Source organism: Amycolatopsis sp. NPDC006125, from assembly GCF_040614195.1.
GTDB lineage: Bacteria > Actinomycetota > Actinomycetes > Mycobacteriales > Pseudonocardiaceae > Amycolatopsis_E > Amycolatopsis_E tucumanensis.
On record NZ_JBEXTZ010000196.1, the window covers coordinates 1 to 5971 of the forward strand.

6 protein-coding genes are annotated in these 5971 nt (G+C 73.9%); 2 read left to right on the forward strand and 4 right to left on the reverse strand.

All coding sequences use genetic code 11. From position 1 onward, the window contains the following. Positions 1 to 474: IS5 family transposase (locus tag ABZ193_RS43055; RefSeq protein WP_354714593.1), on the forward strand; the 474-nt coding region annotated here is incomplete at its 5' end. On the opposite strand, the gene ABZ193_RS43060 is transcribed toward ABZ193_RS43055, so the two are convergent. The 4 genes from ABZ193_RS43060 to ABZ193_RS43075 all read right to left on the reverse strand — a co-directional run bounded on the left by ABZ193_RS43060 (position 471) and on the right by ABZ193_RS43075 (position 4777). After that, complete coding sequence (locus ABZ193_RS43060) at positions 471 to 875, reverse strand: ATP-binding protein (protein WP_354714595.1); 405 nt, start codon at positions 873 to 875, stop codon at positions 471 to 473. The two genes, ABZ193_RS43055 and ABZ193_RS43060, sit on opposite strands and share 4 nt — an antisense overlap. 117 nt (positions 876 to 992) lie before the next feature. Continuing rightward, the gene (locus ABZ193_RS43065; RefSeq protein ID WP_354714597.1) at positions 993 to 3146 is read right to left on the reverse strand and encodes a SpoIIE family protein phosphatase; all 2154 of its coding nucleotides are present in this window, start codon (positions 3144 to 3146) and stop codon (positions 993 to 995) included. A gap of 84 nt (positions 3147 to 3230) precedes the next feature. After that, positions 3231 to 4259 (reverse strand): LCP family protein, encoded by a 1029-nt coding sequence (locus ABZ193_RS43070; RefSeq protein WP_354714599.1) that lies wholly within the window; start codon positions 4257 to 4259, stop codon positions 3231 to 3233. Beyond that, positions 4256 to 4777, reverse strand: coding sequence for a SigE family RNA polymerase sigma factor (locus tag ABZ193_RS43075; RefSeq protein WP_020423337.1), 522 nt, complete (start codon positions 4775 to 4777; stop codon positions 4256 to 4258). Before ABZ193_RS43075 ends, ABZ193_RS43070 begins: the two co-directional genes overlap by 4 nt. A gap of 103 nt (positions 4778 to 4880) precedes the next feature. Here ABZ193_RS43075 and ABZ193_RS43080 point away from each other — a divergent pair, with 103 nt between their 5' ends. Then, positions 4881 to 5645, forward strand: a complete 765-nt coding sequence (locus ABZ193_RS43080) for a phosphodiesterase (RefSeq protein ID WP_354714601.1) — start codon at positions 4881 to 4883, stop codon at positions 5643 to 5645. The last annotated feature ends 326 nt before the right edge of the window (positions 5646 to 5971 follow it).

Genomic DNA, 5971 nt, shown 5'->3' on the forward strand with positions numbered 1-5971 from the left:
TGGACCACCAAGATCCACCGTGTCGTCGACGGGAACGGGCGGGGACTGGTCACCCTGCTGACACCAGGCCAGGCCGGGGACTCACCGATGTTCGAACCGCTGATGGCCCACCTGCAGGTGCCCCGACAGGGCGGCGGGCGAGCACGGACCCGCCCAGACCGGGTGCGCGCAGACAAGGCCTACTCCTCCCGCGCCATCCGCACACACCTCCGACGGCGGAAGATCCAGGCGGTCATCCCCGAACCGGCCGACCAAGCCCGACACCGCAAACGCCGCGGCTCCCGCGGCGGACGACCACCCGCCTTCCACGCCCACGACTACCGCGGACGCAACGTCATCGAACGCAGCTTCAACCAGCTCAAACAATGGCGCGGCATTGCCACCCGCTACGACAAACTCGCCACCCTCTACCGCGCCGCCATCTTCATCCACGACACCATCACCTGGACAAAGACATTGTCAGACGTGGCCTAGCGGGCCTGCGCGACGTCCATCCGCAGCCGCGTCGGGGTGGTCGGGACCGGCCAGCGCATCCGCACCGTCGTGCCCTCCGGGGTCGACGCGATCTCCGCCCGGTCGGACAGCGCGTGGATCAGCGGCAGCCCGCGACCGTGCAGGGGACCGGGGTCCGCGGCGGGCTGCTGCCACCGCCCCTGGTCGCTCACCGTGACGTCCACCGCGTTGCCACGCAGCTCCGCGGACAGCTCCAGCGGGCCGTCCGCCTGGGCGGGGTACGCGTGGGTCACCACGTTGATCATGGCCTCGTACGCCGCGAGCGCCATCGCGTCCGTGGTGGCGTCGGGCAGTTCCACCTCGTTCGCCCACTGGGTGAGGACGTGCCTCAAAGTCGTCGCGTTGCGCGAACGCGCCGTCACCAGTCGGTGGAGGCGTTGGTCTCCGGCGTGCATCGAAGTCCCCTCGGCGTGTTCCTCGTCGGCCGGGGGTTACCCACTGTGCACGGTTTACACACCTGTTGTTCCCCGGATCCGGGGTCACCTCGTCGTGAGCTCCGCCCACACGACCTTGCCGTTGGGCGTGGTGCGCGTGCCCCACCGCGCCGCGGCCGCGTCGATCATCCGCAGGCCGTCGTGCTCGATCCCGCCGGACGCGAGGATGTGCGGCAGCGCCCCGGTGCGGTCGGCGACGTCCACCGTCAGCCGCGCGCCGTCGTGGAACAGCCGCAGCGTCAGCGGCGCCGACGCGTGCCGCATCGCGTTCGACACCAGCTCGGAGGCGACTTTCACCGCGCGGTCGGCCACGTCCGCGAGCCCCCACCGCGCCATGCGCCCGGCCACGAACTCGTGCACGGCTTCCAGCGGCACCTCCGGCAGCAGCGCCATCGACGCGACCCGCCGGTTCGCGCCCTGGTGTTCGACGTACAGCAGGGCGACGTCGTCGTCGTGGCGGCCGCCGGTCAGCCGCCCGATCAGCTCGTCGCACGCCGCGCCCACGTCGCCCGCACCGGGCAGCGCCGCCAGCTCCGCCAGCAGCGCGTCGATGCCCACGCCGAGCTCCCGCTCCCGGCTCTCCACCAGCCCGTCGGTGTACAGCACGAGCCGCATCCCGGGCGGGAACGGCGTCTGCTCCTGCGGGTACTGCTCGCCGACGCCCAGCGGCATGCCCAGCGCCTCCGCGATCTGCCGGGTCGACCCGTCGGCCGCGATCAGCACCGCGGGCAGGTGGCCGGCGTTGGCGTAGGTGAGGGTGTCGTCGATCGGGTCGTGCACCGCGTACAGGCACGTGATGAACTTGGCGCCAGGGGTGGAACGCGCCAGCTGGGACACGTTGTGCAGCACGTCCGACGGCGGCAGGTCCAGCAGCGCGTACGACCGGATCGCGGTGCGCATCTGGCCCATCACCGCCGCCGCGGGCACGCCACGCCCCACCACGTCGCCGATCACGAACGCCGTCCGCCCGCCGGGCAGCTCGATCACGTCGAACCAGTCCCCGCCGACCTCGGCCCCGGCCGACGCGGGCAGGTACCGCGACACGATCCGCAGGCCGGGGATGTCCGGCACCACGGGCAGCATGCTGCGCGCCAGCTCGGTCGCCATCGACCGGTGCCGCGCGAACATCCGCGCGTTGTCCAGCGCGATCGCGGTGTAGCTCGCGATCCCGGCCGCCACCTGCTCGTGCCGCGCGGTGAACCGCCCCGGCTCGGGGTGGGCGAAGAAGAACCCGCCCAGCACCTCGCGCGTGATCGGCGTGATCACCGGGACGGCCAGGTAGCTGCGCACCGGCAGGTGCCCCTCCGGCATGCCGTGGTGCGGCTCGTTGCGCCCGTAGCGCGGGTCCTGGGTGATGTCGTCGCTGCGGACGATCCCGCTGCCGTTGAACGTGGGCGCGAAGACCGCCGTCTTGCGTGGCATCGGGAACCCGTCGAAGGCCTCTTTCGGGACCCCGGACAGCGTGTAGAGCGTGTAGGACTCGCCGAACTCGTCGATCAGGTTGTAGAAGAACGCCCCGAACCCGGCGCCGGTGCCGCGCGTGGCGGCGTCGGTGGCGTCCTGGACGAGGGTGTCGATGTCGAGCTGCGCGGTGAGCCGCTGCCCGATCGCCTGCAGCGAGTCGCCGAGTTCGAGCTCGGCGCCTGCCCGGCCGGCCGCGTCCTCCAGCGCCGCGCCTTCCACGCGCGAGGTGTGCTCCAGCAGCTCGGCGTAGTCCTCGAGCGCCTCCGCGCGGTCCTCGGCCGGACCGTGCGCCAGCAGCCCGGCGCGGACGCTCACGGCCATCGAGCGGGCCGTCTCCGCGGGCAGCGCGGCCGAGGACGGCAGCACGATCCAGAACGCGCGGCCCCCGGCCAGCGGCCCGCCGAATGCCAGCGCGCCGGGCGACGGGACCACCGGAAAGCGTTCGCCCGGGGGCGCCGTGGCCGGCGCGCCACCGGTTCGCGGATCACCGGCCGCCGCGACGAGCACCGGGGACCCGCCTTCGTCCACTGTGTACAGTTCGGCCGACATCGGCCGTCCCCCGGCGGCGAATCCGTCCCGCAGCCGCCGGACGACGGCCCGCGCGGCGGCCGCGAAATCGGGCGCGTTCTCGGCTTCGGCGCGCAGTACCGCGGCGACCCGGACGGTGTCCGACAGGCCGAAGGCCGCGGGGCTGGTCGGCCCCGCGTCCGCGTTCTCGGCTCGCGGTCCGGTCATCGGACGCGTCCCCTTCCCGTCGGCGGTTGCCAGCCTAACCCCGCGGGAGCGACCGTGACACGGTTCGCGCGCGATTCGCGCGGTTCAGTTCACGCAGGAATCCGGTGCTGACGTGCCCGAGTGCGGCAGGTTCGCCACGAACGTGCGTACTTCCCCGGGGGCTAGACCGATCGCCGCGCCGTTCGGCGTGTCGAGGTGCGGGCTGGTGATCGGCACGGTCCCGATCCGCAGGTCGGCCGGGCGGATGTCGCGGACCAGCGCGGCGAAGGACAGCAGGTCCCAGCCGGGGTCGATGCGCACGTTGTTCTGCACGGTGCTGATCAGCGCGGACACGAAGGCCGGGTTGCCGAGCGCGCCGGTCACCTTGTCCGCGGCGGAACGCAGGTAGGCATGGAGCCGGGCGATGCGGTCGAGGTCGCCGTTGGCCAGCCCGGCGCGTTGCCGGAGGAAGGCCAGCGCCTGCGTTTCGTCCAGGACCTGCTCACCGGCGGGGAACGAGGCCCCGGTACGCGGGTCGTGCGTGGCCGCGCGCAGGCAGACCGGGACGCCCTGCAGGACGTGGGTGAGCCGGCCGAACGCGGCCATGCCGACCAGGGCGTAGTGGTCGACGTGCGCGCCGGTGAGCTGCTGCACGGTGTCGACGAGCGTGCGCGCGCCGGCCTCGGCCGCGGCGTTCTCGTCGCGGCCCTGCTGCTGGGCGGCTTCCTTGCCGCGGCTGTACGCGCTGCTCAGCTTGCCCTGGCCGAAGCCGGGGATGTCGACCAGCGAGTCGCGGGGGATCGAGGCGAGCGCGGCGACGCCGTCCCGTCCGAAGCGGCCGAGCACGATCGAGTCGGCGGTGTCGTAGTCGTCCATGCCGGCCAGCAGGACGGTCTGGTCGGTGGCCGGCGCCGTGCCGACGACGGGTGCGCTGCGCTGGAGCATCCGCGGCACCAGGACCGCCGCGACGGCCACCGCGACGACCGCCGCGGCCGCGACGACCAGTAGCGGTGTCCGGTTGCGGCGCGGCTGCGCCTGCCGCAGCCCGGCGAGGACCACGCGCGGGTCGGGGCGGCGGTCGGCCTCGGCGTGCAGGGCCGAGCGGATCAGCTGTTCGGTGGGGTCGGTGGTCATGACAGCGCCTCCGTGACGGGCAGGCCCCGGCGGCGGCCGCCGTCGGCGGCGCGCAGCGTGCTCAGGGCGCGGGAGATGTGGCTGCGGACGGTGCCTGCCGAGCAGCCGAGCGCCTCGGCGATCTCGGCGTCGGTGCAGTCCTCGTAGAACCGGAGCACGATCGCGGCGCGCTGCTTGCGCGGCAGCGCGGCGATGCGGGCGCGCATGGCGTCCCGTTCGGCGTAGTGCTCGGCGTGGTCGGCGGTGGGCGTCCCGATGGCGTCGAGCGTGCTGTGGGCGGCGGTGACGTTGCGCGAGGCCTTCCGGCGCCGCCACGACAGGAACTCGTTGGTGATCATCTTGCGCACGTAGCTCTCGGGCGCCTGCAGCCCGGCGATGCGTTCCCAGCGGTGCTGGGCGCGCAGCAGGGTCTCCTGCACGACGTCCTGCGCGAGGTGGGGATCGCAGGTCAGGGCCGTGGCGTAGCGGAGGAGGCGGTCGAGGCGCTGCGCCACGAAATCGTCGAAGCGGTCCCGCACCGGTGTTCCTTTCGATCTTCGGTTGACGGGCCTTCAACGCGCCGGGGCCCCCAGGTTGTTGAATCCGGCCGAAAAGAATTTTCGCAGCCGGTAGGGTCGGTCCATGACGGTCCTCGCGCACCTGTCCGATCTGCACCTCGACGGCGGTTCGCGGAGCGCGGACCGGGCCGAGCGGGTGGTGAGGCACCTGCGGGAGTTGTCACGGCCGGTGGACGCGGTGCTGGTGACCGGCGACCTGGCCGATCACGGCGATCCGGCCGAGTACGCTGAGGTCGCGAAGCTGCTGGACACGTTGCCGTACCCGGTGTTCCACTGCCCCGGCAACCACGACTCGCGGCCTGCCTACCGTTCGGTGCTGCTCGGCGAGGAGCCGTCGGACGGGCCGGTCAACCAGGTCGGCGAGGCGGCCGGCGTGGTGTTCGCGCTGTGCGACACGAGCATCCCGGGCCGCGGCTCGGGACGGATGGACGACTCGACGATCGCCTGGCTGGACGAGGTGCTGGCGGAGGCGGCGGGGCGGCCGGCGTTCGTGGCGTTCCACCACCCGCCCGCGGTGCTGCACCACCCGCTGCTGGACGAAATCCGGCAGCACGAAGCGGCCCGGCTGGCGGAGGTGGTGGAGCGGCACCCGGACGTGGTGGGGCTGTTCTGCGGGCACGCGCACACGCCCGCGGTGACGACCTTCGCCGGGCGGCCGCTGGTGGTGGCGCCCGGGGTGGTGTCGGCGCTGGCCCTGCCGTGGGAACCGGGCGGGGAGGCCGGCTGGACGGAGGGCGGCCCGCTCGACTACGACCGGCCGCCCGGACTGGCGTTCCACGTGGTGGACGACGACCGTCGGGTGACCACGCACTTCCGGTTCTGCCCGTAGCGGCGGTCGCGGGCCGCACGTCGGGGCGCGGCTGCGCGGCACGACAGCGGGCTGCCGCGTGATTCCGCGCCGGTGCGCCCCACCCCGGCAGCGCCCCGCGCCCGCGGCCCACGGCGCGCCGCGCCAGCGTGCCGTCGGGATGGCTCGCCGCGCTGTGCTGTCGCGCTGCCGCGCGGCCCCGCGCCGCGACAGCGCCGCCGCGCCGCGCCGTGCTGCCGCGCCACGCCACCGTGCCGCCCTGCGCCGCCGTGCCGCGCCGCCTCGCGGGCGCCGCTGTCGCGCTGTCGCGCTGTCGCGCTGTCGCGCTGTCGCGCTGTCGCGCTGTC